Origin of the sequence: Flagellatimonas centrodinii (assembly GCF_016918765.2) — a bacterium.
Lineage (GTDB): Bacteria > Pseudomonadota > Gammaproteobacteria > Nevskiales > Nevskiaceae > Polycyclovorans > Polycyclovorans centrodinii.
The window spans coordinates 1,346,348-1,371,573 of sequence record NZ_CP092104.1 but is presented as its reverse complement, the minus strand read 5'-3'; the positions used below and the strand labels follow the sequence as shown (position 1 = coordinate 1,371,573).

Here is a 25,226-nt window from a genome sequence, read left to right as displayed (position 1 = left end):
CGCCGGAATGGGGAGGCGTAGACTGCGCGCCCGACCTGGTCCCGATCCCCATGTCCACCACCACTGACACCTCGCGCGGGCTCGCCGCCGCCACCGCCGCCTTTCTCATCTGGGGACTGTTGCCGCTCTACATGCGCGCGCTCGATGCGGTACCCCCGGCGGAGATCATGGTGCACCGCCTGCTCTGGTGCTGCGCACTGACCCTGGTCATTCTGTTGTTGAAAGGCCAGCTCGGCCGCATCGGCGCGATTCTTCGCCAGCCCGGCCCGGCGGCGCTGCTGCTGCTGAGCGCGCTGCTGATCTCGATCAACTGGCTGGTCTACGTCTGGGCGGTCTCGGCCCGGCACGTGGTGGAGGCCAGCCTCGGCTACTTCATCAACCCCCTGGTGAGCGTGTTGCTTGGCGTGGTGGTGCTGCGCGAACGGCTCAATCGGCCGCAGTGGGTAGCGGTGACCATCGCCACCCTCGGGGTCGTCTGGCTCACCCTGCAGGTGGGGCGGTTACCGTGGATCGCCATGGTGCTGGCCATCAGCTTCGCTTTCTACGGACTGGTGCGGAAACATGTTGTGGTCGACGCCATCACCGGCCTGTCGGTGGAGACCCTGTTGCTGGCGCCGCTGGCACTCGGCTATCTGCTATGGCTGGGGGAGGCCGGTGCCTTCGGCGCCCACGGCGCAGCCATTGATGGTCTGCTGGTGGCCAGTGGCCTGTTCACCGCCGTGCCCCTGATGCTGTTCGCGTTTGGCGTGCGGCGGGTGCCGCTGGCGACCATCGGGCTGATCCAGTATCTGGGGCCCAGCCTGCAGCTGGGGATCGGCGTGTGGCTGTTCGGCGAGCCCTTTACCTACGTGCAGGGCATCGGCTTCGGGCTGATCTGGGGGGCGCTGGCGATCTATGCCCTCGACGGGCTGTGGCGCCGACGCCGGCCGCTGGCCGTGGCGGCACCGGAAGCCGAAGGCATCTAGGGACCGTACCCCTGCAACAGTGCCTGCCAGTCGGCTTCGCTGAAGTGGAAGCCGGGCTGTCGGCGGCAGAATTTGTCCAGCGAATGCCGCAGGCGGCGGATCGACCGCGCCTGAACCGCGGCCGACGCCGGTTGCCGCCCCCGGTCGAAGTCGATGAGGAAGAAGCGATCCGGCGCGCGCCACAGGATGTTGGCAGCGTTGAGATCCGCATGGCCAACGCCGGCATCGCGAAACTGCGCCAGCACCCGACCGAGCGTGCGCCACTCCCCGGCATCGAGCGCCGCCTCCGCCAGCCGCGCGCTGAGTGGCACGGCATCAGCAATACGTTGGGTGACCAGCACCTGCCGGTAGCGCAGCGCCGCCACCGTCACCCCGGCGGCCACCGGCCGCGGCACCGGCAGGCCTGCCGCCGTCAGCGCCTGCAACAGCCGGAACTCGCGCCAGGCCCGCGAACGGGCCGCGCCCAGCCAGATGTACCGGTCCGGTGACAGCTTGCGGATCAGACCGCCGCGTTGATAGTGGCGCAGCACCCAGTGTTCGCCGTCAGGTCGGGCGAGAAACCAGGCATTGCCCCGGCCGGCGGCGGCAGCATGTGCGCCTTGCGCGCGCCAGTGTTCTACCGTCAGCTGGTCGGCACTCACATCCGGCCACAACGCCGGATCAAACAGCAGATGCTGATGACCGATCCGCTGCGTGCACTCGTTCACGGGCACGGCCGCGTTCACCCTTCGACATAGGGTTTGAGCCAGGGTGCCGGCTTCATCGGTCGATACCACTTGGCGCCAATGCCGGCGACCGCCTCCTCCGGCTTGGGCCGGCCGTGGAAGACCACCACCCGCGCCTCGGCCGGTGGTGCCGGCACCTCGAACAACGATCGCGGGAATGCCGGCACGCAGTCGTACTTGTAACTGGCGCACCAGGCGCGCGGCCAGTAGCGCAGCAGGCCCTGGGCGCGCATCACGTCGCAGAGGAACTCCTGTTCATTCCGGTAGCGGCGGCGCACTGCATCGCCCAGTTCGATCAGCCGCGGGTAGACCCCGTAGTCGCGACTGGCGTCGTAGAAAAAGGTCGAGGTGTTGCCGGTCCAGGCGTTACGGTAGCGGAACCGCTTGTAATCGCGGATGACGGCGAAGCCGGGGTCGAAGGTGAAGAAGTCGTCCATCGGCTTCAGCAGCACCACGTCGAGATCGAGGTAGACCGTCGGCCCTTGAATGACCTCCCGCAGTTCCGGAGCGAACAGGGTCAGCTTGCGCCAGCCGCGGTTCATCACCTGATTGCCGATCACCGGCAGGTCGGGGATGGGCACCACGGTCACCTCGGGCACGATCCCGTCCGGATTGTCGGTGACGCAGATCAGACGGAACGGGCCCGGCTGTACCCGCAGCAGGGCGCGGTACAGACGATTGACCTCGTCGGCGGGGTACTTCAGGCCCCACTTGGCGCAGATGAACTGCTGTGTCATCGACTCACCCCTTTGCAGTAATGGCCGACCAGCGCCAACCGGTGCTCCAGGCGCCGCAACCAGGGCATCGGCGCCTCGCCCAGCAGGCGCCAGTAGCAGCGCAGTTCGGCGAAGGTGGGGTGCGGCTTGGTTCGAAATTCCATCTTCGCCAGCCGCAGCCAGCGTGGCGTGATGCCGGCAACATCGCGATAGTGCTGCAACATCCGTTCACTGCGGAACACATAGCGCGCCTTGTTGAGCGTGGAGCGCTGGTAGCTGGCCAGGGCATTGCGCGCGTGTTCGCGATGCTCGACCAGCGGCGCCGCGATGAAGTACTTGTGGGCACCGAGAATTTCACCGCCGAAGATCAGGCAATCGTCCGGGCGCGATACCCACTCCCGCGCCATCTCCGGTGGCAGGGCGAGGATGCGCGCCATTAGCGTCCGCCGCAGCGACAGCGCTGAAGTGGCCGTGCCCTGCCAGCGGTGCACGTAGGCACCGAGCAGCACCGACAGCCCCAGGTCGCGGTCTCGGCGGTCGCGCAGCATCGGCCGCTCCACCGCTCCGAACAAGCGCATGTTGGTGTAGACGAAATCTACCGAGGGCTGCGTCTGATAGACCTCATGGACCCGCCCGACATAGTCGGGCGACCAGCGATCATCGGAGTCCAGCAACAGGATGAGGTCCCCGGACGATGCCGCAAAGCCGGTCATCCACGCAGCCAGCTGTCCACCATTGGTCTGTTCGATCAGACGCACCCGGGGCTCATCGGCAAAGCGCTGACGAATCAGTTCCGGCGAGCCGTCGCTGGAGCCGTCGTCGACCACGATGATCTCGTCCGGCACCCGCGTCTGCCCCAGCACCGAGCGGATCGCCTCCTCGACATAGGGCGCGTAGTTGTAGCTGGAGACGACAACGCTGACCGTCAGCGGCGGCGGTGATGACATGCGACTTTCCTGGTTGTGCCGGCCCCTCGGGACAAGCGGGCAACGCCATCGCGCTGGCGTGCCCCGCATGATACAGACCGCACCCGACAAGCTTCAGCCGAGGTGGCGGGCCAGGGCGTCCGCATAGCCGGACACCCCATGCCGACCGGCAAGCCGCTGGTCCGACTCGATGGTCAGGAACCAGGCCTGGGGATCATCGAAGGCGCGGTCGATCAGTGCCGCGGTCTGCGCCCGTTCCTCCGGCTCACCGATACGCCGGTGGTGCGGAATGTCGCGGAACCGCAGCCGCGCCGGGTCAGCATGGTGGCGGGCGAACTGACTATAGCTGGCGAACTCCGACCAGCGCCCCGGCCGCTGGTCGAGCAGGCCCCGGGTCCAGTGGCGGCCACTGATCCGCGCCAGCGCCGCCTGCAAGGCCAGCACCGTCTCCCGCTCGAACACGAACGGGGTGCCGACATAGCCGTTCACCTGCGGCACCGCATCGGCCCCGAACAGGGCGACCGCGGTGGCATACCAGCGGCGCTGCTGCTTGGTCGCCGCCTCCGGCGCCAGCCACTGTTCGAACACGCTGGTGACCGCACCCTGGCCGAACAGGGCGAGATCCGGCGCGCCGCAGATCACCACATCGGAGTCGATCACCACATAGCGGCGCACGCGCAGATGCGAGGCCAGCGCCAGCTTGCTGAGCTGCTGCACCTGCCATCCTTCACAGCGGATGAAATCGGGCCAGCCCAGCCGTTTGCTGAGGCTCAGCAGCAAGCGCGCCGCGCGCCGACCGAAGCGGGCACGGAAGCGCAATGCCCGCACGCGCGCGCGCTCAACGTCCGCGGGCAACACCTCGGCGGTGGTCAGCAGCTGCACCCCGTCACGTATCTCGTCGGCGAACAGTGCGGCATCCTCGGTATGCACCACCACCACGTGCGGTAACGCGCCCAGGCCGAAATGTCGCAGGCTGCGGCGCAGCCAGCGAAAATGGTCGAGATCGCCGCGCCAGGTCACCGTGGCAAGAGCGAGATCGTCAGCAGACGGCATGTGGTCACGTCCCCATGGATAATGCGGCGATTGTCCCAGAACTCGGCGGCGCCATGACCACCCCCTCCGACAGCACCCCGGTGAGCATCGTGCTGATTGCACGCGATGCCTCACGCACGCTGGCGCGCTGCCTCGACAGCACGCAGGGCTTCGATGACGTGCTGCTGATGGATACGGGCTCTGCCGATGACACCCTGACGATAGCGCGCCGGTACTCGCACCTGCGGGTTGTCGAGGGTCCGTTCGTCAACTTCTCGGACGCCCGCAATCGCGCGGCAGCCATGGCGCGACATCCCTGGATCTGCCCCCTGGATACCGACGAGTGGCTGTCGCCACCGCTCGTCGCTGCACTGCAGTCCTTCCGGCCGGCGTCCGCCCGCCATGTCCACGCCTTCTGGCGGATCAACTGGTTTGCCGGCCGGCGCCTGCGCAGTGCGCTGGGGCGGGAGTGGATACGGCGGGTCTACCACCGCGATCACATCCACTTCGTCGGCGCGGTGCACGAGCGACTGCTGTTGATGGACGACCAGTGGCCGCCGGTCGCGGCCCTGCCCGGGGCGGTGGAACACGATCCCTATGCCGATGTTGGTCATCTGTTCCAGAAGCGGTGGTTCTATGCACGCCCCGACCTGCGTGCCGGGCTCAAGCCCGGCGGCCCACTCAAGGCCATGCTGCGGGGTGGCTGGCGGTTCCTGCGCGGCTGGCTGTTCAAGGGCGGGGTGATCGATGGCTGGCGCGGCTTCGCGCTGGCCGCCGCGGATGCCTACGGCGTCTTCCTGAAATATCTGTGGGCCTACGACGCCGCCCGACGCGATAGTTCTGACCGTATCAAGGGGGCGTAATCCTCAACCGTGAACCGCTGATGATGATCCGCCTGGATCGTCAGATAGCGGATCGCCGGGTCGTCGAAGGCTTCGCGAATGAAGTCGCGGGCGCGGGCGCGATCCGCCGCTGTCTCCAGCCATCGGCAGGCCTGGTCGCCCGGCTCGACAAACACCCCGTCGCCACCCTGAAGCTGCTGGACGAACACCCCATAGGTCATGAACTCCGACCAGCTGCCCAGCGGCTGGGCCAGCAGGGCCCGCCACCAGTCGGTGGCATAGCGCCGCTCCAGGTGATCGAGCAGCCGGCGCAGCATGCCGGCATCAAACACGAACGGATGGGTGACATAGTTCTGGAACGATGTCCCCGCGGCCGCCGACCAGGGCCGGTCGAGCAGCTGGCAGGCCGTCTCGTACCAGCCGGGGCGGCGCAGCTTTCGTTGCAGCACCTGGGTGCGTTCGTAGAGCACCACCTTGCCATCGCGGGCATAGACGCTGGCGGGCACCGGGCGGGTGAAAATGACATCCGAATCCAGGGTGATCAGCACCCGGTTGGGGAGCTGCCGCGCCAAGCCCAGCTTGACCAGCTGCTGGGTGTGCCAGCCATAGTAGTTGGCATCGGAAAACCACCCGAAGCGCTTGTAGAGACTGCGCAGCACGGTCTGGCTGCGCCGCCCGGGGGCCCGCTGCAGAAACCGGACCCGGCGCTGCTCCACTTCCGTCGGCAGCACCTCCGCCGTCGACCGGTAGGTGACGCCTGCCGCCCCGCCGCGGAACCGATCAAGATCCTCTGTCTGCACGACCGCCAGATGGGGCACGGCCCCCAGGCCAACGGCCTCCATCGACGCCCGCAACAGCTGAAAGCGTGCGTAATCCCCGCGCCAGGTCGGCGTGACGAAGACGATGTCCTCGGCGGCGTAGCCCGCCGTCAAGGCATCAGTCATCCCCAGCCTCCCCGGTCCAGGCGGCCACCAGCCATGGCGCTGGCCCGATCCGGCGATACCAGCGCCCGCCACGCCCGGCCAGCACGTCGCTCATCTTGGGGCGACCGGCGAAGACCACGATCGCCGCGCCCTCGGGCGGCTGCGGATCGCGCCAGAAGCTGGCCGGCCCCCGCGGCACCGCATCGTGCTTGAAGCTGGCGCACCAGCCGGCCGGCCAGAAGCACAGATGCCCTTGCTGATACAGGTGATCCGACAGGTACTCCTGCTCATTGCGATAACCGGCGACGACTGCGTCATGTTCGCGGTTGAACCGTTGCAGCAGGTCGTCGTGGGCGCCAGCGGTAAACCGGAACACCGAGGTGTTGCCGACGCGCTGGTAGAACGCTTCGCGCCCCGGGCGGAACCACCGGCGGGTCCAGCGCGGCCGGAACAGCTCGGCATCGCGGATGACGCAGAACCGCCCGGGATGCTCGAGGAAGCGGCTGAGATCATCAACGATCACCACGTCGAGATCGAGAAACAGCACCTCGCCTTCGATCCCGGCCAGGCCGGACCGGAACAGCGCCAGCTTGCGCCAGCGCGTATCGGCGGTCACCGGGCTGCCGGTCTCCGGCAGCGGCTGGATGTCGACGGCAGCCTCCAGCCCGGTGGCAACGTCGGTAAAGCAGACGAAGCGGAAGGGCCGCGGCAGGTGCCGGCGCACGCCGTGATAGAGGCGGTTGACATACTCGGGGCCATACAGCGTTCCCCATTTCATGCAGACGACGGTGAGCGCTGGGTGGTCAACCATGGGCGGGCTCCGGGGCAGGCGGGCAGAGCGCCCTGAGATGGGCGGCAAGCGCACCGCGACTGGGCTGGAGCGCGGCCAGCGCCGCTGCGCCGGCCTGCTGGCGGCGCCCCGCATCCGGCAACAGCTCGACCAGACGTGCCGCAAGTGCCGTTTCGTCGGCCACCTCGATGCCACCGCCGGCTGCCGTCAGCAGGTCAGCTGCGGGGCGAAAATTGTGCATGTGCGGCCCAAACAGCACCGGCAGGCCGAGCACCGCCGGTTCCAGCACATTGTGGCCACCGATGGGCGCAAATGAGCCGGCGACGAAGGCCACGTCCGCCATCGCCAGGTAATGCCACATCTCCCCCATGCTGTCGCCGAGCAGCACCTCCGGCACTTGCGCGGTCGGCCCCCCGGCGCTGCGGGTCTGCAGCTGCCAACCCTGCGCGGCGATCCGTTCGGCCACCCGCTGGAACCGCTGCGGGTGGCGGGGCACCAGGATCAGCACCGCGCCCGGCAGCTGCGCACGAAGGTGGCGATGGGCGGCGAGCACTTTCGCGTCTTCCCCCTCGTGGGTACTGGCCGCCACCCATACCGGCACGTCACCCCAGCGGGCACGGTCGGCACGGCCGGCGGCGACCTGCGTGGCATCCGGCTCGACGTCAAATTTGAGGTTGCCCAGGGTCGCTACCCGCGAGGCGCCCAACTGACGGAAGCGATCGGCATCGGCATCGCTCTGGGCGGCCACCAGGGTGATGTCGCCGAGCACCGAGGCGGCAAAGCCGCGGACCCGGCCGTACCCCCGGACCGACCGGGGCGACAGCCGGGCATTGGCGATCACCAGCGGAATACCGCGCCGCCGCAGCTGCCGAAACAGGCACGGCCACAGCTCGGTTTCCATCACCACCACCTGCTGTGGCTGCAGTCGGTCGAGAAACCGCTGCACGACATGCGGCAGGTCGTAGGGCGCGTAGCTGTGCTGCACCTGGTCGCCCAGCGCCACCTGCACCCGTTCGCTGCCGGTGGGTGTGCCACTGGTGACGAAGACCCGGCCGTGGCCGTGCCGCGCCACCAACGCCCGGATCAGCGGCAGTGCCGCCATGGTTTCGCCGACGCTGACGGCGTGCACCCAGACCGCCACACCGACCGGCGCCACCCGGACATGACCAAAACGCTCGAACCGACGGTGGCGATAGGCGGGTAGCCGTTGGCCGCGCCACCACAGCGACAGCCACAGGAAGGGCCCGATCGCGTAGAGCAGACAGATATAGATCACACGCATGACGCAAGGATACTGCCCTTGTGCGACATCCCGTCAGTGATACCGATCGGTCGACTCGCTGTGCCGGCGGGCGGCCGGGGGTGCTACGATTTTCGGATCATGACAACGTCGCCCTTCCGTCGTGCCTATTTCGCGCCCCGCTTCTGGCCGACCTGGATCGGCCTCGGCCTGCTGCAACTGGTGGTGCTGTTGCCACTTCCGTGGTTGCGGACCTTCGGCCGTGGCTTGGGCTGGACCCTGGGACATGTCATGCGGGAGCGCCGCACGGTGGTGCGGGTCAACCTCGAGAAGTGCCTCCCCGAACTCGATGCCCACGCCCGCGCCCGGCTGGTCAACCGCCATTTCGCCGCGGTCGGTGCCGGCATCTTCGAGACCGCGTTCGCCTGGTTTGCCAGTGATCAACGGATTCTCCGCCTGGCCCGGCTGGAAGGTGTCGAGCACCTTGATGCGGCGCAGGCGGACGGTCACGGGGCGCTGATGCTGACGGGGCACTTCACCACGCTCGAACTGGGCGCCCGCGTGCTCGCCACGCAACGGCGGTTTCATGCCATGTATCGGCGGGTCAACAACCCGCTGATCGACCACTACATGTATCGCTGGCGGGAACAGCGCGCCGGCCTGCCGCCGCTGCCGAAACAGGATCTGAAGGCGCTGGTCCGTGCCCTGCGGCAAGGCCGCCGCGTGTGGTACGCGCCTGACCAGACCCTGGGCAGCCAGACCGGCCTGTTCCTGCCGATGTTCGGCCAACCGGTCCACACCATCACCGCCACTGCGCGTCTGGCGCAGATGGGGCGGGCCCGGGTGGTGCCCTTCTTTACCCGCCTTGAACGGGGCCGCTATGTGGTCGAGATCCTGCCGGCGCTGGCGGACTTCCCCAGCGGCGACGACGCCACCGACGCTGGCCGCATCAACGCCGTGATCGAAGCGGCAGCGCGACGCTCGGTGCCGGAGTACTTCTGGGTCCACAAGCGGTTCAAGGCGCGCCCGCCGGGCATGCCGGACCCCTACCGCTGACCGCCCCGGCGGGGGTTGTTGATATAGTTCAAATTCATTCAGCCTGCCTGACCGAGGTTCGCGCGTGCCTACCCATCCCATTCGCCGCATTGCCGGCATCGCCTGCCTGGCCCTGTTGCCGCTGACGAGTTTTGCCGCCGAAACGCCCCAGGCCCTGATGGACCGCGGTGACTTCGCTGGCGCCCTGGCGGTTCTTGAGGACCAGCTGGACGCCAATCCGCAGGATGCCGAAGCGCGGTTCAGCCGCGGCCTGGTGCTGGTGCGCCTTGGCCGCGTCGACGACGCCATCAGCGCCTTCGCCGACCTCACCCGCGACTACCCGCAACTGCCGGAGCCCTACAACAACCTGGCCGTGCTCTATGCCCAGCAGGGCGACTACGAACAGGCCCGCGATGCGCTGGAGGCGGCACTGGCCACCCATCCCAGCTATGCCACGGCCCATGAGAACCTCGGCGACATCTACGCCGCGCTTGCCGGGGCTGCCTACAACCGGGCGCTGCAGCTGGACCAGAACAACCAGACCATCCGCAACAAGCTGTCGCTGATCGGCCAGCTCGACGGTGGCGCCATCGCCAGTGCGCGCCCGGCCCCCACCCCGAGCCGCCCCGGCCCGGCAGCGACGTCGGCAGCGGCCGCGACAGCGCCGGTCGCCGCGACGACGGCCCCCGCCACAACGGCGACACCGGCACCGGCCGAGATCGATGCCGGTGCGGTCGAAGCCGCCGTCTCGGCCTGGGCCACGGCCTGGGCCGGACAGGACCTCGATGCCTATTTCGCCGCCTACTCCCGCAACCGCTTCACCCCCGAAGGCGGTCTCACCCGCGCAGCCTGGGAAGACCAGCGCCGGGATCGGATCTCGCGGCCGGAGGACATCGGCGTCGAGATCGACAACCTGCGCGTTGAGGCGACCGACAGTGGCGCCCGTGCCACCTTCACCCAGGGCTACCGTTCCGACAACTTCTCCGACACGGTCACCAAGGTGCTGGACCTGATCCGTGAAGGCGATGGCTGGAAGATCGTGCGCGAGTTCAGTCGCTGATCCGAATGCGCTGGCCTTTCGGCCCGGTTGCCCACATCCGGCAACAGGGCGCTGCCCGCCACCGCTGCCGCGCTGAAACCCGGGGTCGACTGGCCCGTCGGGCCCGCTTCGCGCTGACGATGATCCTCGGTATCGGCACGGCCGGCGCCGAGGTGCCGGCGGTCACCCCGACGCCCGAGCAGGCACTGACCGGCGTGGTGCAGGCCTTACGGGCCGGCCAGCAGCAGGATGCGTTGGCACAGCTGCAGGCCTTGACCGTGCGTGAACCCACGTTCCGCATTGCCCAGCTGCTGTACGGCGACCTGTTGGCGGCACGCGCCGGGCGCGACATCACGGTGCCCCTGCGTGACGGCGACGACAGCACGCTGCAGGCGCTGGCGGAAGAGGTCCAGTTGCGGCTGTCGGCGGAGGCCAACGCGCCCGGCGCGGATACCGTGCCCAACGCTGTGATCGCGCTCAACCCCGCACATCGTCACCTGGTCACGGTCGACCTCACGCGCGCCCGGCTCTACCTGCTGGAACAGTCCGGGGACAGCCTCGAGCTGCGGTACCACCACTACGCCGCCATCGGCCGCAACGGCACCCGCAAGGAATCCGAGGGCGACCTGCGGACGCCGGTGGGGATCTATCGCATCACTGACTGGATCGATGACCGCGTGCTGCCCGAGCTCTACGGCGCCGGCGCACTGCCGGTGAGTTATCCCAACCCCTGGGACCGCTTTCATGGACGCACCGGCCACGGCATCTGGCTGCACGGTGTGCCGCGTGACACCTACACCCGCGCCCCACGGTCATCGGAGGGCTGCGTGACCATGGCCAACGACGACCTGCGGGCGCTGCGACCGCGCGTCCAGCTGGGGGAAACCCCGGTGGTGTTCAGCGACGAGCTGTCGTGGCGCTCTGTCAGCGAGCAGGCAGCGGAGCGCGACGCCTGGCTGGCGCGCCTGGGACGCTGGCGCGAGCGCTGGTCGGCCGTCGACACCGAAGGCTACCTCGCCTTCTATCACCCGGACTTCACCGCCCCTGGCCTGGACCGGGATGCATTTGCCGACCACAAGCGTCGGGTCAATGCCAGCAAGACCTTCATCGACATCGAAATGGAAGCGCCGGACATCTTCCACTACCCCGGCACCGACACGCCGACCGTGATGGCGCGATTCCGCATGCGCTACCGCTCCAACAACTTCCAGTCGGAAAGCATCAAGCAGCAGTTCTGGCGCCAGGATGCCGCGGGCGAATGGAAGATCTTCCGCGAGGAAACCCCCAGCAGCTGACGGGCGTCGGCATCCAGCCGACGGAGACGGTTGCACCCGGCCGGGCAGACCGGCACCGTAGCGGATGCTCACAGCTCCGCATCTCCATGCACGGCCTCCTGTTCTGCCAGCTTGAACGCTTTGTTGTCGCTCGCCATGGCCGCCCGACATGGACCGTGCTGCTGGGCCGGGCCGGGCTGCCCGGCCAGCACTATCGTCCGGACGCGGTCTACGAGGATGCCGAGATGCATCAGCTGGTGAATGCGGCGGCAGCACTGCTGGACCAACCGGCCGAGGACATCCAGGAGGCCTTCGGGGTCTTCCTCGCGCCTCAGCTGCTGCAGCTGCACACCGATCTGATCCAGCCGCAGTGGCGCACCCTGGATCTGTTGCTGCATACCGAAACGCTGATCCATGGCGCTGTCCGGCAACGCGATCCACGCGCCGAACCGCCGCGGCTGGAGATCCTGCAGACCGGCCCACAGCGCCTGCAGCTCAACTATCGGTCACCGCGGAACTTGTCGGCCACTGCCCGCGGCATCATTCACGGTCTGGCCGCCCACTACGGCGACGGCGTGCAGATCACCGAGCGGCTCGACGCCGATCAACACCATCAGATGATCATCGACATTCAGCCTGCCGCAGCCGCCTGAGCCGCCGCCCGGATGCGCTCGCTCATGGCGTAGAAGCCATTGCGTCGGTTCATCGAGATGTGGTTTTCCAGGCCGAGATCGGCAAATGCCTTGCGGATGTCGGTGTCGAGAATCTCTTGCGGGCGACGGTCCTGCACCAGCGCGAACAACAACGCGATCAGCCCACGGACGATGTGCGCATCGGAATCGCCGCGAAAGTGCAGCCGGCCATTCTCGACCCGATGATCCATCCACACCTGGCTCATGCACCCGCGCACGATGCTGTCGTCGGTCTTTTCGGGCTCGGGGAACGGTTCCAGCTGCTTGCCGAGATCGAGCAGGTAGCGATACCGCTCCTCCCAGTCCCCGAGCATGTCGAAGGTGTCAGCGATGTCTTGTAGGCTCATGCCGCCATTTTACGGCGTGCGCCGGCAACCGCCCGTCATGCACGGATATCCTGTGTCGCGCCGGGGGCTTTCCGTATACTCCGCGGCCCTCAACGATGGAGGTCCAGCATGACCCACCGCCCCAGCGGCCGCAGCGCCGACCAGCTTCGCCAGGTTTCAATCGAACGGGGCTTCACCCGCCATGCCGAAGGCTCGGTGCTGGTGACCTTCGGCGAGACCCGCGTGCTGTGTACGGCCAGCGTCGAAGAGCGGGGTCCGGCCTGGAAAAAGGATGGCGGCTGGGTCACTGCCGAGTACGGCATGCTGCCGCGCGCCACCCATACCCGTGGGCGCCGGGAGGCCGCCCAGGGCAAGCAAAGCGGACGCACCCAGGAGATTCAGCGGCTGATCGGCCGATCGCTGCGGGCCTGTGTCGATCTCGAAGCACTCGGCAGCCAGACCATCACCCTCGACTGCGACGTGCTGCAGGCCGATGGCGGCACCCGCTGTGCCAGCATCACCGGCGCCTATGTCGCCCTGGTGGATGCCGTGGCCGCAGCCCGCAAGAAGGGCAAGCTCAAGCGCGACCCCATTCTCGGTCAGGTGGCGGCGGTCAGCGTCGGCGTCTACCGCGGCGAGCCGGTGCTCGATCTCGACTATCTTGAAGACTCGGACTGCGAGTGCGACATGAATGTGGTGATGAACGACGCCGGGCATTTCATCGAAGTGCAGGGCACCGCCGAAGGCCATGCCTTCCGGCGTGAGGAGCTTGACCGCCTGCTGGACTTGGCCGGCGCCGGCATCGGTCGCCTGGTGGCGCTTCAGCGCGAGGCTCTGGCGGGCACATGACCGCTGCCGGGCCGCTGCCGGTCGCCGTGCTCACCGGCTTTCTCGGTGCCGGCAAGACCACCCTGCTCAATTTTCTGCTGCGGCATCCGCAGATGACCGGCACCGCGGTGGTCATCAACGAATACGGCGATGTCGGTCTCGATCATCATCTGGTGCAGACCGCGCCCGAACATGTCGAGCTGATCGAGGGCGGCTGCCTGTGCTGCACCGTCCGCGGCCGCCTCGCCGGCGCGCTGGATCAACTGCAGGTCCGCAGCCGCAACGGCGAGCTGCCCGCCATTCGGCGGGTCATCATCGAAACTACCGGGCTGGCCGAACCGGGGCCCATCGTCCGCGAACTGACCGGCGCGCCGGAATTGACGACCGCGTTCCGGCTGTCGGGCGTGACCACCGTGGTCGCCGCCGCCGAACTGGCAGCGACTCTCGATCGCCAGGCGATCGCCCGCGCTCAGGTTGCCGGCGCCGACCAGCTGCTGATCAGCAAGGCCGATCTGCTCGAGGCCGCCGACCTGCCGACCCTGGAAACCCACCTGCGCAGGCTCAATCCCGACGCCCCGATCACCACGCTGCGCCGCGGCAGCGCCCGACCCGAACATCTGTTCGAAACCCGCCCGACTGCGCCAGCTCCGAGCCTGCAGCGCTGGTTCGAGGCGGCCGCGCCGGTGACCTTTGCGCCGGTGTCCGACGATGTCCGTGCGCCCGCGGCGGATGCCATCGACAGCTTCAGCGTGGTGGTCGAGACCCCGCTGCCGGAATGGCGCCTGTTCGGCTGGCTGTCGTTCCTGCGCAGCCTGTCCGGTCCCGACCTGCTGCGCGTCAAGGGTCTGGTGAACGTCGAAGGCCAATCCGGGCCGCTGGAGCTGCACGGCGTGCAGAGCGCGTTCCACCCGCCCGTGCAACATGATCGCTGGCCCGGTGCCGACCAGCGGACCCGCCTCGTCTTCATCACCCAGGGCTGGGGCCGGGAAACCGTCCGCAGCACCCTCAACTACCTGCTGGCGGAGGCGCCCCCATGAACAGCATCCCGCCGCGACTGGTGCTGGCCTCGCAGAATCCGAAAAAGGCCGCGGAGCTGAGTGCGCTGTTGGCGCCCCTGGGGAGCCAGGTGGTACCGCTGTCGGCGTTCACCGATGTGGCCCCTGAAGAGAATGCCCCGACGTTCATCGAGAATGCCCTGATCAAGGCCCGTCATGCCGCGCGGGTCAGTGGGCTGCCGGCGCTGGCCGATGACTCCGGGCTGGAGGTGGCGGCACTGGGTGGCGCCCCGGGCGTGCGGTCGGCACGCTACGCCGGCGAGGCTGCCGACGATGACGCCAACAACCGCAAGCTGCTTGAGGCGCTCGCCGACATCCCGCTCGGCCAGCGGCAGGCCCGCTTCGTCTGCGCCCTGGTGTGCCTTCGGCATGCCGATGATCCGGTGCCCTGGCTGGCGCTGGGCGCCTGGCCCGGCGAAATTCTGACGGCACCCCGCGGGACGGCCGGCTTCGGCTACGACCCGCTGTTCTTCGACCCGCAGCTGGGCCGGTGTGCCGCCGAACTGACCGCGGACGAGAAAGGTCGCGTCAGCCACCGCGGCCGGGCGCTCCGCCAGTTGTTGGCGCAGTGGACCGCGGACCATGCCTGAGGCGCTGGCCCTCTACGTTCACTTCCCCTGGTGTGTGCGCAAATGTCCCTACTGCGACTTCAACTCGCACGCGCGGACCGATGCCATCCCCGAACAGGCCTATGTCGACGCCCTGCTGCGTGACCTCGCGTTGGAACTTCGCGATGCCCCGGCCCGCGCCTTCACCAGCCTGTTTCTCGGCGGCGGCACCCCCAGTCTGTTTTCGGGTACCGCCATGCAGCGGCTGCTGGCCGGGATTCATCAGCTACGCCCCTGGGTCGCCGACGCTGAGATCACCCTGGAGGCCAACCCCGGCACCATCGATGAGGCGCATTTCCGCGACTACCGCCGCGCCGGCATCAACCGGCTGTCGATCGGCGTGCAGAGCTTCAACCCGGCTCACCTGACCCGGCTCGGCCGCATCCACAGCGGCGCCGATGCCGAGCGCGCGGTGGAGACTGCCGGCAACGCCGGCTTCGACAACTTCAACCTCGACCTGATGTTCGGCCTGCCGGCGCAGACCCCCGCCGAGGCCGAGGCCGACCTGGCGCGCGCCCTGGCACTGGCACCGCAGCACCTCAGCTACTACCAGCTGACGCTGGAGCCCAACACCGCCTTCGCGGCGGCGCCGCCGACGCTGCCGGATGACGACACGGTGGCGGACATGCAGCTGCAGGGCCAGGCGACACTGGCGGCTGCCGGCTTCCAGCAATATGAGGTGTCCGCCTATGCCCGGGACGGCCGCCGCAGCCGCCACAACGAGACCTACTGGACCTTTGGCGACTATCTCGGCATCGGTGCCGGCGCGCACGGCAAGCTGACAACGGCGGACGGGGTGATCCGGCGCGCCCGCCACAAGCTGCCGAAAACCTACCTCCGGCATGCCGGATCGGCCGAGGCCCTGCAGGAAGATCGACGGGTGCCGACCGCCGACCTTCCGTTCGAGTTCATGCTCAATGCCCTGCGCCGGGTCGACGGCTTTGCGCCAGAAGATTTCGAGCGCGCCACCGGTCTGTCGTTTACGGTGCTGATGTCGGGGCTGGAGCGCGCGCGCGCGCAAGGCCTGCTCGCCGACGACCCCGAACGGGTCCGGGCCAGCAAACGCGGCTATCGCTATCTCAATCGGCTGGTGGGTTTGTTTCTCACCTGAGGGGCAACGCCGCGGCTACCCCCGCCAGTTGGCGTTCCGCGACCAGAACGCCACACTCCGACGATAGGCGTCACGGTCAAGCGGCACCCCGGAACCGCCTTCGTCCACCCCCAGCGCGTTGCGCATCATGGTGATCGGCGCCATCGGGATCTCCTCCGGCGTGGCGGTGGCCAGACAGCCCACGACCCCCCAGTCGGCGTCCACCGGGCTCCCTTCGCGGGCCATCTGTTCACGGCTGTAGAGGATCACCACCAGCCAGTCCGCCACGGGTGCCTGCAACCCTTCGAACCAGCGCACCAGAACCGGCAGCTCATCGTCGCTGCGCGCCTCATAACCGCTTCGCAGCAGGTGTCGATTGTCGTCGGTCACCGGAATGGTGAGGCAGCGGGTCTGGGTCCAATTGGCGTGGACGTGAAGCTTGCAGAACGGCGCATAGCCGTCGAGCACGCGGTCCGGGGGCTGGGTGTTCAGGTGTCGCTCGAACGCCTCCGGGGTGCAGCCCTGGACGGTGTTGCGGCGACTGACGGTGGGAAACAGGCGGCGACGGGCAAACGGGGTGAGCAGAATCGACACGGGCGGGGTCCGGCAGCAGGGGAGCCCTACCTTACGGCAGCCGGGTGTCGCGCTGCAGTCGCGGCAACTTGCCGTTCCCAGCGCCGCCGCGCATCCTTCGCCCATGCTCGAAACCGCACTGATCACCTGCCCGTGCTGCTGGGAATCGATCGAGATCGACCTCGACCTCTCGGGCGGCACGGCCACCTACACCGAGGACTGCCAGGTCTGTTGCCGACCGATCCTGGTGATGCTGCGGGTGGCCGACGACGGCGAACAGTTCACGGTCGACGTCCGCGCCGAGAACGAGTGACGCCAGGCCGGTCCTGTTATCGTCGCCGGCACCATGACCGAACCCTCTGATACGCCCCCGGCGACCAAGCGCCTGGCGTCACTGCGTGGCCTGTGGCCTTTCCTGTTCCCCTATCGTCGGATGGTGGCGCTGGCCTTCCTGCTGCTGTGCCTGGCGGCCGCGGCAACGCTGGCGGTGCCCGCGGCCATCGCCGACCTGATCGATCATGGCTTCGCTGGCGGCAGCGGGGTGCACCGGCACTTCATCGCCCTGTTCCTGCTGGCCCTGCTGAGTGCCCTGCTGGTGGCCGGGCGCTATTACACGGTGAGCTGGATTGGCGAGCGCATCACCGCCGACCTCCGCAACGCCATCTACCGACGCATGTTGGCGCAACCCCCTGGCTACTTCGAGACCACCCGTACCGGCGAGGTGCTGTCACGCCTCACCACCGATACAACGCTGGTGCAGACCGTGGTGGGCTCGTCGATCTCCATGGGCCTGCGCAGTGCCTTCCAGTCGGCGGGCGGCCTGGTGATGTTGGCCGTCACCAGCTTCAAGCTGTTCATCATCACGGTGGGGCTGCTGCTGCTGTTGATCGTGCCGGTGATCCTCGCCGGACGGGCGGTGCGCTCGCTGTCGCGGGCATCGCAGGACCGCATTGCCGACACCTCGGCACTGGCGGGCGAGATTCTCAACGCCATCCCCACGGTGCAGGCCAATACCCAGGAGCCCAACGAAGCCGCCCGTTTCGGCTCGGCGGTGGAGCGCAGTTTCACCACCGCCATGCGCCGCACCCGGGTGCGCGCCGGGCTCACCGCCGGGGTGATCGCGGGGGCCTTCGGGGCCATCGTCTTCGTGCTGTGGCTGGGCGCACAGGCGGTGATCGCCGGCACCATGTCGGCCGGCGAGCTGGCCGCCTTCGTGCTCTACGCGCTGTTCACCGCGGGGGGCCTCGGGGTCATCGCCGAAGTGTGGGGGGAAGTGATGCGCGCCGCCGGTGCCACCGAACGACTGATGGAGCTGCTGGCCGCAGAACCGGCCATCGTTGCGCCGGTCGCGCCGGCCCGGCTGCCGGCCACCCGGCAGGCGCACCTGCAGTTGCATGCGGTGCAGTTCCGCTACCCCTCACGTCCACTGACCCCAGCGCTCGACGGCCTGACCCTCGACATCGCCGAAGGCGAAACGGTCGCGCTGGTGGGCCCCAGCGGTGCCGGCAAGACGACGCTGTTCCAACTGCTGCTGCGGTTTCACGATGTCGATGCCGGATCGATCCGCTTCAATGGCATCGACCTGCGCGACCTCGATCCGGCTGACCTGCGCGCGCACATCGGCATCGTGCCGCAGGACCCGGTGATCTTCAGCGCCGATGCCCTCGACAATATCCGCTACGGCAACGCCACCGCCGATGACGATGCAGTGATGGCCGCCGCCCGCGCCGCACTGGCGGACGGTTTCATCCGCGCCCTGCCGGACGGTTATCGGACTTTCCTCGGCGAACGCGGCCTGCGCCTTTCCGGCGGCCAGCGGCAACGCATTGCGATTGCCCGCGCCATTCTCCGCAACCCGCCGCTGCTGCTGCTCGACGAGGCCACCAGCGCGCTCGATGCCGAGAGCGAAGTGATGGTTCAGCAGGGGCTGAGTGCGGCCATGCGCGGACGCACCACCTTGGTGATTGCCCACCGGCTGTCCACCGTGCAGCGGGCCGACCGCATCGTGGTGCTGGAACAGGGACGTATTGTCGAGCAGGGCCCGCCGCAGACGCTGTTGCAGCAGGGCGGGCTTTACGCACGACTGGCGCGGTTACAACTGGTGGCCTGAGGTCGCAACGATATTCTCCGTGAAATCAGGTGCCTGGCGAACAGAAGCGGCACCCGTGCAACCGCCGTGTCGAATCTCGTCGTGATGTTTCGACGTGGAGACGAGTCCGGACGATCCGGGCTTCGCCGGTCCACGGGTTCTGCCTCAACACCAAGCCGATCACGATGTCGATGTCACTCGTTGCCCTGCGATCCTCCCCGTCACCGAAGTTGGAGTCGCCGACCATGTCCACGCCCCCATTTGTCCAGCCCTACCTGATCTTCGACGGCCACTGCGCCGATGCCCTGATGTTCTACCAGCGCGCGGTCGGTGCCACCGTCGGCATGTTGATGCGCTATCGCGATGCCCCGGAACCGCCACCCCCCGAGCAGGTCAGCCCTGGCTACGAAGACAAGGTGATGCACGCCGAATTCACCATCGGCAGCAGCACCCTGCTGGCCTCGGACAACCCCTGTCACGGCCAGTCACGACCGGGGGGCGGCTTCTCGTTGTCGCTCAACCTCGCCACCGAGACGGAAGCCGACGCGTGCTTCGCGGCGTTGTCCGACGGGGCAGAAATCATCATGCCGCTGGCGCCTACTTTCTGGTCGCCGCGATTCGGCATGCTCACCGACCGTTTTGGCCTGGGCTGGATGATCAACGTCACCGCGCCCGCCACCGCCTGACCCGCCAGGAGAACGACCATGCGATTCATGATGCTGATGATTCCCGGCGGCTACGAATCCGCCCCTGCCGATGCCGTACCGGATGCCAGGGCGGTGGAGGCGATGATGCGATACAACACCGCACTGCAGGAGGCGGGCGTCTTGCTGGCACTGGACGGTCTCCACCCGCCCGCCGCCGGTGCGCGCGTGCGCTTCAGCGCGGGCCGGGCGACCGTCACCGATGGCCCGTTTCCCGAAGCCAAGGAGGTGCTGGGCGGCTATTGGATGATTGAAGTGGCGTCGCGTGAGGAGGCCATTGAATGGGCCACACGCTGCCCGGCCGGCGACAACGAGATCATCGAGGTGCGACAGGTGCAGGCCATGGAGGACTTCCCCGAGGACGTACAGCGGGCCGCCGCCGGCTTCGAGGAGATGCAGCGCCGCCAATGAGTGATCCCCGCGCCACCCACCGCGCGATCGAGGCAATCTGGCGCATCGAATCGGCCAAGGTCATCGCCACGCTCACCCGGCTGGTGCGCGATGTCGGGCTGGCCGAGGAACTGGCGCAGGATGCCCTAGTGGCAGCGCTGGAACAATGGCCGGCCGAGGGCGTGCCGGACCGGCCGGCGGCCTGGTGGGTGACCACCGCCAAACGCCGCGGCATCGACCGCATCCGCCATGAGCAGATGCAGGCGCGCAAACACGCCATGCTGGGCCATGACCTGATCGAGGAGGTCAGCACCATGCCGGACTTCGACGCCGCGGTGGAGGACGACATCGGCGATGACCTGCTGCGATTGATCTTCATCGCCTGTCACCCGGTGCTGTCCACCGATGCCCGCCTGGCGCTCACACTCAAGCTGCTGGGCGGGCTCAGCACCGACGAGATCGCCCGTGCCTTTCTGTTGCCGGAGCCCACCATCGCCCAGCGCATCGTCCGCGCAAAACGCACGCTCACGGCTGCGCAGGTGCCCTTCGAGGTGCCGCAGGGCGCGCAGCGCGAACAGCGGCTGGCCTCGGTGCTGGAAGTGATCTACCTGCTCTTCAACGAGGGCTACGCCGCCACCTCGGGTGATGACTGGATGCGTCCCGACCTGTGCGCCGAGGCGCAACGGCTGGGCCGGGTGCTGGCGGGGCTGGCACCAGACGAAAGCGAAGTCCTTGGCCTGCTCGCCCTGATGGAGCTGCAGGCCTCCCGCACCCGCGCCCGCACCACCGCCGACGGACAACCGGTGTTGTTGCCGGATCAGGATCGCGGCCGCTGGGATCCCTTGCTGATCCGGCTCGGGCTACAGGCGCTGGCGCGCGCCGAACGCCTCGGGGGTGCGCTGGGGCCCTACGCACTCCAGGCCGCCATCGCCGCCTGCCACGCGCGCGCCCGCCGCGCCGAAGACACCGACTGGGCCCGTATCACCGCGCTCTACGACGCCCTGATGACGGTGGCGCCGACGCCGGTGGTGGCGCTCAACCGGGCGGTGGCAGTGGCGATGGCCTTTGGCCCCGAAGCAGGGTTGGCACTGACCGACGCGCTGCGCGACGAACCGGCCCTGCGTCACTACCACCTGCTGCCGGCCGTGCGCGGCGACCTGCTGTTTCGGCTGGGACAGCGGGCGGCGGCGCGACAGGCTTTCCTCGATGCCGCCGCACTCACCCGCAACCGGCGGGAGCAGGACCTGATGCTGGCACGCGCCGCCGGCTGTGATCCCTGAAACGGTCATCCGCCAGCGCTATGCTGCCGTCTTTTCCAGGAGGAGCCGACATGGCCTACGTGATGTTGATCATGGAACCCACCGGGGACCGGGGTGCCCGCGCACCCGAAGTGGCCGACGCGCGCTACGAGGCCATGCAGGCCTACACCGATGCCCTGAAGCAACGCGGCGTGCTGGTGCTCAGCCAGTCACTGAAGAGTGACGAACAGGGGGTTCGCCTCAAGGCCGAGGGTGGGAACGTCCGACTGACCGACGGCCCGTTCGCCGAGGCCCGAGAAATGGTCGGCGGCTTTTTCCTGTTGCAGAACGTCGACCGCGAGCAGGCCCTCGCGATTGCCCGCGATTGCCCGGCCGTGGCGTTTGCCACGGTGGAGTTGCGTGAGACAGGACCTTGCAACGAAAGCTGAGGGTCCGGGCATCGCGCAACGCCTGAAGCCGCAAGCCTCTGCGGTCACGGGCGACCCGCGGCAGGCGGGGATGGTGCTTCCGGGGTAAAATCCGGCCCCTTTCCACTCATCGATCCAGATTTGGGAGTGTCCCTGATGAAGAAGCCCGTCCGCGTCGCCATCACCGGCGCAGCTGGTCAGATTGCCTACTCGCTGATTTTCCGCGTCGCTTCCGGCGACATGCTCGGCAAGGACCAACCGGTCATTCTGCAGCTGCTCGACATCCCCGAGGGCCTTGAGAAGCTCAAGGGCACAGTGATGGAAGTGGACGACTGTGCCTTCCCGCTGGTGAAGGAAATCGTCGCCACTGCCGACCCGATGGAAGCCTTCGACGGCACCGACTACGCGCTGCTGGTGGGTGCCCGTCCGCGTGGACCTGGCATGGAACGCAAGGACCTGCTGACCGCCAACGCCGCCATCTTCTCGGTGCAGGGCAAGGCACTCGACGCCAAGGCCAGCCGTGATGTCCGCGTGCTGGTGGTGGGCAACCCCGCCAACACCAACTCGCTGATCGCCGCCAGCAACGCCAAGAGCCTCGATCCCAAGCAGTTCACCGCAATGATGCGGCTCGACCACAACCGCGCCATGAGCCAGCTTGCCGCCAAGACCGGTGCGCATTCCGGCGATGTCGAAAAGTTGATCGTCTGGGGCAACCACTCCGCCACCCAGGTGCCGGACATCACCCACGCCACCGTCGGCGGCAAGGCCGCCACCGGACTGGTGGACGAAAGCTGGCTGACCGGCGACTTCATCCCCACCGTGCAGCAGCGTGGCGCCGCCATCATCAAGGCGCGCGGTGCCTCGTCCGCCGCCTCTGCCGCCTCCGCCGCAGTCGACCACATGCGTGACTGGGCGCTGGGCACCCATGGCCAGTGGGTGACCATGGGCATTCCTTCGGATGGCAGCTACGGCATCGCCCCCGGCATCCAGTTCGGCTACCCGGTGACCTGCGCCAACGGCCAGTACGAAATCGTCCAGGGGCTGGACGTGCCGGATAGCGTGCGGACCCGCATCAACGCCACCGAGCAGGAACTGCGCGAGGAACGGGCAGCCATCGAAGAGCTGCTCAAGTAGTCGGGCTCTGCCTTTCACGATGCCCGTGAAAAGCCCGCCTCTCGGCGGGCTTTTCGCTTTGGGAGGCAGTGGGGCGCACGACGCCGCGTGCATCGATTGGTCGCGAGGACACCACCGCCGACCCGACAAACCGTCGGAAATTCCCAACGCCCCGTATCATTTACCCCCCATGCTCCTCCGCACTCCCTGATGGCGCTCACCGTCCACTTCGGCGACCCCGCGCCGGCCGACGCCCTGTTCAGCCTGTTCGGCAACGACCACCCGCTGGCGACGCCAGGGGTGGCGCCGGACCACTGGTGCGGACCAGCCGCCGACTATGCCGTCGAGGCCTGGCAGGTCGATGACGCCGAGGATATCCGAGCGGCCGCTCGCACCGCCTACACCACCGTGATCACCCGGCTGCTGGCGCGCGGCTATCCGCAACTGCTGCGAACCTGGACCTACTTCGATCGCATCAATGAGGGCGACGGCGACGGTGAGCGCTATCGCCAGTTCTGCATCGGGCGGGCCGAGGGCCTGAAGGGCGATGACCGCTTTCCTGCCGCGACCGTGATCGGCAGCGCCCGCCCCGGGCTGTGGCTGTGGGTGCTGGCCGGGCGCACCCCGGGGGTGCCGGTGGAAAATCCGCGGCAGGTGCCTGCCTGGCAGTACCCCCGCACCTATGGCCCGCAGAGCCCGGGATTCACGCGTGCGTTGTGGTTGCCCGAGGCGCGCCAGCTGCTGGTGTCGGGGACCAGCAGCGTGGTCGGCCACCTCACCGCACACGCCTTTGATGCCGACGCCCAGTTGGCGGAAACCCGCGTCAACCTTGACTGTCTGGTCAACGACGCAATGCAGCGCTTCGGAGTTCGCTTGCGGCCGCAGACCATGCGGCTCTACGCCCGCTCACCGCGAACCGCAATTCCGCTGCTGCGGCAATGCCGCGCCTGGTCGCCGGGGGTGCCCTGGGGGCTGCACGTCGGGGATATCTGCCGCGCCGACCTGACGGTGGAAGTGGAGGGGGTTTACGCCGTCTGAGTGGTCGCACTCGCTGCCGTCTTCACCCGTGCCACCGCCGCCAGCCAGCCGTTGTAGAGTCCATCGGCCCGGTCGGCTGCCAGTGCCGGCGTGAAGCGCCGGTCCTCCGCCCACTGCTCGGCGATTTCGTCCAGCGAGGCGTACACGCCCGACTGCAGACCCGCGAGAAATGCAGCGCCCAGCGCGGTGGTCTCCACCACCCGCGGCCGCACCACCGGCAGCTGCAGCACATCGGCCAGGCATTGGGTGAGCCAGTCGTTGACCACCATGCCGCCGTCGACCCGAAGCTCCACCGGCATCAGCGCGTCCTCGCGCATGGCGTTCATCAGGTCGCGGGTCTGATACCCCACCGATTCCAGCGCCGCACGCACGATGTGGGCAATGCCGGAATCGCGGGTCAGGCCGAGAATGGCGCCGCGCGCCTCGGGATCCCAGTAAGGGGCACCAAGGCCGGTGAAGGCAGGCACCAGATACACCCCGTTGGTGCTGTCCACCGACGCCGCCAGTCGCTCGGTCTCGCCGGCGTTCTGGATCAGGTGGACGGCATCGCGCAGCCACTGCACCGCCGCCCCGGCGACGAAGATGCTGCCCTCCAGCGCGAAGGTGGGCTGGCCGTTGAGCCGATAGGCGACGGTGGTCAGCAAGCGGTTCTGCGACGCCACCCGCTCCGAGCCGGTGTTGAGCACCATGAAACAGCCCGTGCCATAGGTCGACTTCACCATGCCCGGCTGAAAGCAGGCCTGGCCGATGGTGGCGGCCTGCTGGTCACCGGCGACGCCGCGGATCGGGACCGGATGGTCAAGCACCCCATCGGCCGTCACCCCGAATTCGCTGGCGCTGTCGCAGACCGTCGGCAGCAGGGCGCGTGGCACGCCGAAGAACTCCAACAGTTCGTCATCCCAGTCCTGGGTGTCGAGGTTGAACAGGGCGGTGCGACAGGCATTGGTGGCGTCGGTGACGTGCACACGTCCGCCGGTGAGGTTCCAGATCAACCAGCTGTCGATGGTGCCGAAGGCCAGCTCGCCGGCCTCGGCGCGGGCGCGGGCGCCGTCGACGTGATCAAGAATCCACGCGATCTTGGTGGCGGAAAAATAGGGGTCGAGCAATAGACCGGTCCGCGCCGCCAGCCAATCGCTGCGATCGGCACGCTCGGCACACCAGCCGCTGGTGCGACGGTCCTGCCAGACGATCGCGCGGTGAATCGGCTGGCCGCTGGCGCGGTCCCAGACCACCGTGGTTTCCCGCTGGTTGGTGATACCGATCGCCGTGATGTCGGCCGCCGTCATTCCGGCATCGGCAATGGCGGCGCGCAGGCACCGCTGGGTGTGCTGCCAGATCTCGGCGGCATCGTGCTCGACCCAACCGGACTGCGGGTAGTGCTGCGGCAGCTCGACCTGATGACTGCCGAGGCTGCCGCCGTCACGGGCGAAGACGATGGTCCGTGTGCTGGTCGTGCCCTGGTCGATCGCCACCAATGCCGTCATGGTCCGGTTGCCTCTGCAATGAATGAGAGGCCGACGTTACGGGCATGTGGACCGGATGCCAAG

At 68.1% G+C, this 25,226-nt stretch carries 28 protein-coding genes; 18 read left to right on the top strand and 10 right to left on the bottom strand.

The genetic code is table 11. The annotated features are described in order from the left end of the window. Positions 1 to 50 precede the first annotated feature (50 nt). Complete coding sequence (rarD, locus tag JN531_RS06505) at positions 51 to 965, top strand: EamA family transporter RarD (RefSeq protein WP_228348049.1); 915 nt, start codon at positions 51 to 53, stop codon at positions 963 to 965. Here the strand turns inward: rarD and JN531_RS06500 are convergent. From JN531_RS06500 to JN531_RS06485, 4 genes are all read right to left on the bottom strand, one after another. After that, positions 962 to 1,672, bottom strand: a complete 711-nt coding sequence (locus JN531_RS06500) for a 3-deoxy-D-manno-octulosonic acid kinase (RefSeq protein ID WP_228348048.1) — start codon at positions 1,670 to 1,672, stop codon at positions 962 to 964. The two genes, rarD and JN531_RS06500, sit on opposite strands and share 4 nt — an antisense overlap. A gap of 14 nt (positions 1,673 to 1,686) precedes the next feature. After that, positions 1,687 to 2,427: a glycosyltransferase family protein gene (locus JN531_RS06495; RefSeq protein ID WP_228348047.1), complete on the bottom strand. Its 741-nt coding sequence runs from the start codon at positions 2,425 to 2,427 to the stop codon at positions 1,687 to 1,689. Beyond that, a complete protein-coding gene (locus tag JN531_RS06490) occupies positions 2,424 to 3,353 on the bottom strand; it encodes a glycosyltransferase family 2 protein (protein WP_228348046.1) in 930 nt (309 codons plus the stop codon). Before JN531_RS06490 ends, JN531_RS06495 begins: the two co-directional genes overlap by 4 nt. A gap of 93 nt (positions 3,354 to 3,446) precedes the next feature. Further along, positions 3,447 to 4,385 carry a DUF6492 family protein gene (locus tag JN531_RS06485; protein WP_228348045.1) on the bottom strand — a complete coding sequence of 313 codons (939 nt, stop codon included), beginning with the start codon at positions 4,383 to 4,385 and terminating at the stop codon, positions 3,447 to 3,449. Positions 4,386 to 4,438: 53 nt separating this feature from the next. On the opposite strand from JN531_RS06485, the gene JN531_RS06480 reads away from it, so the two are divergent. Next, complete coding sequence (locus tag JN531_RS06480) at positions 4,439 to 5,227, top strand: glycosyltransferase family 2 protein (RefSeq protein ID WP_228348044.1); 789 nt, start codon at positions 4,439 to 4,441, stop codon at positions 5,225 to 5,227. Here JN531_RS06480 and JN531_RS06475 read toward each other — a convergent pair. Genes JN531_RS06475 through waaA form a run of 3 tightly spaced genes read right to left on the bottom strand, consistent with a single transcriptional unit; the run spans position 5,179 to position 8,201 of the window. Further along, positions 5,179 to 6,150 carry a DUF6492 family protein gene (locus JN531_RS06475; protein ID WP_228348043.1) on the bottom strand — a complete coding sequence of 324 codons (972 nt, stop codon included), beginning with the start codon at positions 6,148 to 6,150 and terminating at the stop codon, positions 5,179 to 5,181. The two genes, JN531_RS06480 and JN531_RS06475, sit on opposite strands and share 49 nt — an antisense overlap. Beyond that, positions 6,143 to 6,940 carry a hypothetical protein gene (locus JN531_RS06470; protein WP_228348042.1) on the bottom strand — a complete coding sequence of 266 codons (798 nt, stop codon included), beginning with the start codon at positions 6,938 to 6,940 and terminating at the stop codon, positions 6,143 to 6,145. The genes JN531_RS06475 and JN531_RS06470 overlap by 8 nt, the downstream gene beginning before the upstream one ends. Next, positions 6,933 to 8,201 carry a lipid IV(A) 3-deoxy-D-manno-octulosonic acid transferase gene (gene waaA / locus JN531_RS06465; RefSeq protein WP_228348041.1) on the bottom strand — a complete coding sequence of 423 codons (1,269 nt, stop codon included), beginning with the start codon at positions 8,199 to 8,201 and terminating at the stop codon, positions 6,933 to 6,935. Before waaA ends, JN531_RS06470 begins: the two co-directional genes overlap by 8 nt. Positions 8,202 to 8,300: 99 nt before the next feature. Between waaA and lpxL the strand changes: the two genes are divergently transcribed. The 4 genes from lpxL (at position 8,301) to JN531_RS06445 (ending at position 12,160) form a co-directional block, all read left to right on the top strand. Then, positions 8,301 to 9,215, top strand: a complete 915-nt coding sequence (gene lpxL / locus JN531_RS06460; RefSeq protein ID WP_228348040.1) for an LpxL/LpxP family Kdo(2)-lipid IV(A) lauroyl/palmitoleoyl acyltransferase — start codon at positions 8,301 to 8,303, stop codon at positions 9,213 to 9,215. A 64-nt stretch (positions 9,216 to 9,279) separates the two neighbouring features. Then, entirely contained in the window at positions 9,280 to 10,254 is a 975-nt protein-coding gene (locus JN531_RS06455; protein ID WP_228348039.1) for a tetratricopeptide repeat protein, read from the top strand. A 5-nt stretch (positions 10,255 to 10,259) separates the two neighbouring features. Next, complete coding sequence (locus tag JN531_RS06450) at positions 10,260 to 11,528, top strand: L,D-transpeptidase family protein (protein ID WP_228348038.1); 1,269 nt, start codon at positions 10,260 to 10,262, stop codon at positions 11,526 to 11,528. Further along, a complete protein-coding gene (locus tag JN531_RS06445) occupies positions 11,492 to 12,160 on the top strand; it encodes a heme NO-binding domain-containing protein (RefSeq protein ID WP_228348037.1) in 669 nt (222 codons plus the stop codon). The genes JN531_RS06450 and JN531_RS06445 overlap by 37 nt, the downstream gene beginning before the upstream one ends. Here the strand turns inward: JN531_RS06445 and JN531_RS06440 are convergent. Beyond that, on the bottom strand, positions 12,139 to 12,546 hold the full coding sequence (locus JN531_RS06440) for a SufE family protein (protein WP_228348036.1): 408 nt from the start codon (positions 12,544 to 12,546) through the stop codon (positions 12,139 to 12,141). The two genes, JN531_RS06445 and JN531_RS06440, sit on opposite strands and share 22 nt — an antisense overlap. A gap of 108 nt (positions 12,547 to 12,654) precedes the next feature. Between JN531_RS06440 and rph the strand changes: the two genes are divergently transcribed. From rph to hemW, 4 genes are read left to right on the top strand one after another with little or no spacing between them, the layout of a single operon-like run. Then, complete coding sequence (gene rph, locus JN531_RS06435; RefSeq protein ID WP_228348035.1) at positions 12,655 to 13,374, top strand: ribonuclease PH; 720 nt, start codon at positions 12,655 to 12,657, stop codon at positions 13,372 to 13,374. Next, positions 13,371 to 14,390: a CobW family GTP-binding protein gene (locus JN531_RS06430; RefSeq protein ID WP_228348034.1), complete on the top strand. Its 1,020-nt coding sequence runs from the start codon at positions 13,371 to 13,373 to the stop codon at positions 14,388 to 14,390. Before rph ends, JN531_RS06430 begins: the two co-directional genes overlap by 4 nt. After that, positions 14,387 to 14,998 carry an RdgB/HAM1 family non-canonical purine NTP pyrophosphatase gene (rdgB, locus tag JN531_RS06425; RefSeq protein WP_228348033.1) on the top strand — a complete coding sequence of 204 codons (612 nt, stop codon included), beginning with the start codon at positions 14,387 to 14,389 and terminating at the stop codon, positions 14,996 to 14,998. The genes JN531_RS06430 and rdgB overlap by 4 nt, the downstream gene beginning before the upstream one ends. Continuing rightward, a complete protein-coding gene (gene hemW / locus JN531_RS06420; protein WP_228348032.1) occupies positions 14,991 to 16,127 on the top strand; it encodes a radical SAM family heme chaperone HemW in 1,137 nt (378 codons plus the stop codon). The genes rdgB and hemW overlap by 8 nt, the downstream gene beginning before the upstream one ends. A 15-nt stretch (positions 16,128 to 16,142) precedes the next feature. On the opposite strand, the gene JN531_RS06415 is transcribed toward hemW, so the two are convergent. After that, on the bottom strand, positions 16,143 to 16,700 hold the full coding sequence (locus JN531_RS06415) for a DUF3228 family protein (protein WP_228348031.1): 558 nt from the start codon (positions 16,698 to 16,700) through the stop codon (positions 16,143 to 16,145). Between the two features lie 103 nt (positions 16,701 to 16,803). Here JN531_RS06415 and JN531_RS06410 point away from each other — a divergent pair, with 103 nt between their 5' ends. The 8 genes from JN531_RS06410 (at position 16,804) to JN531_RS06375 (ending at position 23,679) form a co-directional block, all read left to right on the top strand. Continuing rightward, positions 16,804 to 16,992: a CPXCG motif-containing cysteine-rich protein gene (locus JN531_RS06410; protein WP_228348030.1), complete on the top strand. Its 189-nt coding sequence runs from the start codon at positions 16,804 to 16,806 to the stop codon at positions 16,990 to 16,992. 33 nt (positions 16,993 to 17,025) lie between these two features. Continuing rightward, positions 17,026 to 18,789, top strand: coding sequence for an ABC transporter transmembrane domain-containing protein (locus JN531_RS06405; protein WP_228348029.1), 1,764 nt, complete (start codon positions 17,026 to 17,028; stop codon positions 18,787 to 18,789). Between the two features lie 224 nt (positions 18,790 to 19,013). Further along, positions 19,014 to 19,454, top strand: a complete 441-nt coding sequence (locus JN531_RS06400) for a VOC family protein (RefSeq protein WP_228348028.1) — start codon at positions 19,014 to 19,016, stop codon at positions 19,452 to 19,454. A gap of 18 nt (positions 19,455 to 19,472) precedes the next feature. Next, on the top strand, positions 19,473 to 19,883 hold the full coding sequence (locus tag JN531_RS06395) for a YciI family protein (RefSeq protein ID WP_228348027.1): 411 nt from the start codon (positions 19,473 to 19,475) through the stop codon (positions 19,881 to 19,883). After that, positions 19,880 to 21,142, top strand: a complete 1,263-nt coding sequence (locus JN531_RS06390; RefSeq protein ID WP_228348026.1) for an RNA polymerase sigma factor — start codon at positions 19,880 to 19,882, stop codon at positions 21,140 to 21,142. Before JN531_RS06395 ends, JN531_RS06390 begins: the two co-directional genes overlap by 4 nt. A gap of 50 nt (positions 21,143 to 21,192) precedes the next feature. Further along, positions 21,193 to 21,549, top strand: coding sequence for a YciI family protein (locus tag JN531_RS06385; protein WP_228348025.1), 357 nt, complete (start codon positions 21,193 to 21,195; stop codon positions 21,547 to 21,549). A 135-nt stretch (positions 21,550 to 21,684) separates the two neighbouring features. Next, entirely contained in the window at positions 21,685 to 22,662 is a 978-nt protein-coding gene (locus tag JN531_RS06380; RefSeq protein WP_228348024.1) for a malate dehydrogenase, read from the top strand. 189 nt (positions 22,663 to 22,851) lie between these two features. Next, entirely contained in the window at positions 22,852 to 23,679 is an 828-nt protein-coding gene (locus JN531_RS06375) for a chorismate transformation FkbO/Hyg5 family protein (RefSeq protein WP_228348023.1), read from the top strand. On the opposite strand, the gene glpK is transcribed toward JN531_RS06375, so the two are convergent. After that, a complete protein-coding gene (glpK, locus tag JN531_RS06370; RefSeq protein ID WP_228348022.1) occupies positions 23,667 to 25,163 on the bottom strand; it encodes a glycerol kinase GlpK in 1,497 nt (498 codons plus the stop codon). The genes JN531_RS06375 and glpK overlap by 13 nt on opposite strands. Positions 25,164 to 25,226: the final 63 nt, after the last annotated feature.